Consider the following 3,498-nt stretch of genomic DNA (forward strand, 5'->3'; position numbering starts at 1 on the left):
GACGTGGTGGCCGAGCTGGTCGACTGCGACCGCTGGACAGGCCGCGATCTAGTCGCGGTCCTCAACCAGGACGCGCGAGAAAATCCCCGCGATTGGCCCTCCACCATCCAGAACCCAGCCGCGTTCCTGCGACACCGCCTCTCCCGGCTCCGGGAGGTGCTCACCGGCCCCTCGCCTAGCCAGGTGGCCGAGCAACACCGACAGCGCGCCCTCGAGGATGAGCGCCATCGAGCCGAGACCGCGGCCAAAGCCGAAGAGCGCAAGGCCACGCCGGAGCAGGTGTCGGGGCACATGGACGCCATACGCTCGATCCTGCGACGCCGTCAGCGAGGACCAGTTGCGAATGATTGCTTTGACCTCGCACGATTACCAGCAAAGTCGGCGCAAGAGTGACCACTCGCATGACAGCGATGAGACGGCTCCCAGCCCATCCCGGTTCGCCGGCGGCGGACTGGACTCAGTCGGCGTTGTCGCCGCCGTGACGCATCAGCATCAATGTAAGATTGGCTTTCATGAGGTCACGACCGAGCACCAAGCAGACGTTCGCTGAACGCCTGTCGACGCTCGTGTCCACCGCCCATCCCCCAGGACGAGGCCGCTTCACCCAGATGGAAATCGTCGCGGGAGTCAAAGAACTCGGCGGGGATCTCAGCCAGCCCTACCTCTCGCAACTACTACGCGGCACCCACGAGCCATCCGAGCGAGTCGTACGAGATCTCGCAGCCTTTTTCGGTGTGTCACCGGATTACTTCGTCGATGACGACGAATATCGACGCACCAACGACTACATCGCTCTGCTGCGCAAAGTCAGCGACAGTGAAGTTCTAGCGGTGTCGGCCCGGGCCGTCGATCTGCCTTCCGATGCCCTCGACCGGATAAGCAAGGCCGTCGAAGAGGAACGGCGCCGAGCCGGTCTCGACTAGCGCCGGCCGCCACCCCAGTATCCGCCCGCCACTCCAAGCGCTGTTCCAAGCGCTGTCTCAAGCGGGCTGTGATGGCTGATCTTGATCCGTGCCCAGGCTACGACCGGGACCGCGCTGAGGCCCCACCAGTAGCGGGGCGACAGCTCCCGAGCCAACACCGTGACAACGCCGGCCAAGACCGCGGTGTGAAAGCTGACTTTGACTTTGAGCGTGGCAGCGCCAGCGACTCCTAATGAGACCAGAGCTGCTCGAGTTGTGCGGCGCAGCTCCGCCGGCGCCTCGAGCTTGCTTTGCGCTATCAACAGCGTCGTCACTGACACCGCGATTCCGGCGATGACCAGCGGTCGATCCTCGCGACGAGTGATGTGATGATCGGTGAGATTCTTACGCAGAACGCGCAATGCAATCGCGGCCTGCGGAACCAATCCGAGCCCCGTCGCCGTTGCCACACCCCAACCGGGCGAGTCCACCGCCTTCCCAAGGTGCGTCGCTCCAACAGCGAGTACCACCCACGGTGCAAAGACCTCGGTGATGACCTTTTCGGGAGTCACGTTCTCGTCCTCTCTGAGTGGTGCTTGCCGAGGTCTGCAACGACCGCGGTCAGCTCTGAATCGCTCACCTGGGCCGGTGGCCGAGGAAAGCCCGTGTCGCGGTGTCCAGTCGTTCGCTGGATTTGGTGCAACGCATCCAGGACTTCAATGGCGCGGTCGTGGACCCACATATCCACTCCGAAACGGAAGTCGGAGTGTTTGCGGACAGCTGGAACAACGTCCAGGGCGCGGTGATTGAGGCTGCGGAATTGCCGCCAGTGTCTAAGCGCGGCCACGTCGGTTTCTGCTGTGGACCAGATCAGTCCGACGGTGAGCAGTAGACCGCCGGCGAGCGAAAGCAGCTGAGTTACCAGCAGCTCCTGATCCGATGGCAGGGTCATCGACTGGGAAGCAGCCCAGACATACCTCATCCGCAGGAGGCACCAGCCCGCCAGGAAGGGGGTTGCCGACGCCAAGATGGCCAGGCCCCGCCCGGCCGCCGTCCTTAGATCAAGTGGCCACAGCACGAACAGCAGACCGGAACACGCGCCCAGTCCACCGATGTAGGCGATGACCATTGCGACGCGTAGAGCAACGACGGAGTGGGACCACTCGACATAGTCCACGCTGGTGAGCATGCCTCCCCCACCGGCGCTCACGTGCAGACCTGCCACGGTCAGCGAGACGACGATCAGCAGTACCCAGACTCCCGATTCGGCACGTCCGTTGAGCCGGCCCCTTTCTGCCAGCGCCAACAGAAGCACTCCCGCACAGCAACCGAGGATGCTCAAGTGTTTAAGCAGTGTCGGCAGCCAGACGAGCGCTCCCCCGGCCCGGAGGACAGCCTCGACCGGTTCTGTCACCGACAGCAACCCGATCAAGACCGCCACGGACGTGAAGGTCGTTGCCCGTAGCACTGGAGTCGGCGCCACCTGGTACCGCAGAAATCGAGTGGCGATGTAGCCCGCCATCAGAATCTCCAGGGCCAACAGGACCAGGAGAACGATCATCCGAACGCCTCATCGAGGCGGGACATGTGGCGCGTGGTCAGTCCACGGCGAAGACGCCGAGCCATTGTGCAGGCGAAGATCTCGGCTTCGGCCTCGCGGTGTGCCTGCCCAGCCGTGGTCGACGCCGAGCACGCGGGGGGTTCTCCGCCCAGGATCTGCGCCAACCGGTTCGCTCCCGGTTCGGATGTCGCCGTGTGGCCCAGCACGATGTGTCCGAGCTCGTGCAGGACTGTGTGGAACCGCAGATCGCCAGGGAGGTCGGGATCAACTCGAATGTGGTGACCCTGGCGGGTGCGAAGGACAACGCCGTAGTGGCCTTGCGGCATGGGGTGCTCGGAAAGTGTGATGGTCGTGTTGCACAGCTGCTCTGCGGCGAGAAGAACAGCTAGTTCTCTATCGACTGCTGGCACTGATGCCATGATTCCCATGAGCTGGTCGACACTGTCATCTACGCCCGTACGACTGTGACGGAAGAGCTGGAGGAAACGGGGCACGGGCTACACCTTAACGACACCTATGTCACTCGATGAACGCCTCATCGTTGATGGGCCCCTCGAGGACTGCTTCGCTCCCGGCCACTCAATCATTTGGATCCTCGGTGGGTGCGGCATCGCTCCCGGTAACTCCCGTACGGAGCTCGGTGCTGCCCTACCGGACGTTCGTGCCCGCTGACGCGGGCACCGCGGCCTGCGGCCGCAACAAGGGCGGAGGCCCCCTTCACCAGCCGAGGGATCGTACTCCCTGCACTCCGCGAGTCAAGATCAGCGCCTGGCGGCGTCCGGCCGGCCCCCAGACTTTTCCGACGCGCTCGCTGCGCTCCCTTATTTCGCCGGAAAACTCTGGTGTCCGCCCGGATTACCTTCTCTTGACACGCTCCGCGCAGGGAGGGGAAAGACGGCAGGTACAAGGTGAAGGGGGCGGTCTGCTTGGGGCCGGCTCCGGTGGGAATCGTGCAGGTCGGACCGCAAAAAAAGACACACGCACCACTTGCGCTACATGTAGTGCATGGAGTACACTTGAAGCATGCCGAGAGGG

General features: G+C 63.6%; 4 protein-coding genes and 1 pseudogene. 3 read left to right on the forward strand and 2 right to left on the reverse strand.

Annotated elements, in window-relative coordinates; genetic code table 11:
* Positions 1-393 (forward strand): annotated as a pseudogene (locus G6018_RS17150) (hypothetical protein); the annotation flags it as partial.
* 119 nt (positions 394-512) lie between these two features.
* Entirely contained in the window at positions 513-923 is a 411-nt protein-coding gene (locus G6018_RS12245) for a helix-turn-helix transcriptional regulator (protein ID WP_120282891.1), read from the forward strand.
* Here the strand turns inward: G6018_RS12245 and G6018_RS12250 are convergent.
* Positions 920-1,474, reverse strand: coding sequence for a hypothetical protein (locus tag G6018_RS12250; RefSeq protein WP_120282893.1), 555 nt, complete (start codon positions 1,472-1,474; stop codon positions 920-922). The two genes, G6018_RS12245 and G6018_RS12250, sit on opposite strands and share 4 nt — an antisense overlap.
* A complete protein-coding gene (locus G6018_RS12255; protein ID WP_182639742.1) occupies positions 1,471-2,463 on the reverse strand; it encodes a hypothetical protein in 993 nt (330 codons plus the stop codon). The genes G6018_RS12250 and G6018_RS12255 overlap by 4 nt, the downstream gene beginning before the upstream one ends.
* Before the next feature lie 194 nt (positions 2,464-2,657).
* Here G6018_RS12255 and G6018_RS12260 point away from each other — a divergent pair, with 194 nt between their 5' ends.
* Entirely contained in the window at positions 2,658-2,852 is a 195-nt protein-coding gene (locus tag G6018_RS12260) for a hypothetical protein (protein WP_120282897.1), read from the forward strand.
* Positions 2,853-3,498 lie beyond the last annotated feature (646 nt).

The sequence above is a fragment of the Dietzia sp. DQ11-44 genome, assembly GCF_014145205.1.
Classification (GTDB): Bacteria; Actinomycetota; Actinomycetes; order Mycobacteriales; family Mycobacteriaceae; genus Dietzia; species Dietzia natronolimnaea.

Bases quoted from the DNA above. Each gene is read 5' to 3' on its own strand.
- G6018_RS12245 (WP_120282891.1), top strand. From the start codon at position 513: ATGAGGTCACGACCGAGCACCAAGCAGACGTTCGCTGAACGCCTGTCG.
- G6018_RS12255 (WP_182639742.1), bottom strand. From the start codon at position 2,463: ATGATCGTTCTCCTGGTCCTGTTGGCCCTGGAGATTCTGATGGCGGGC.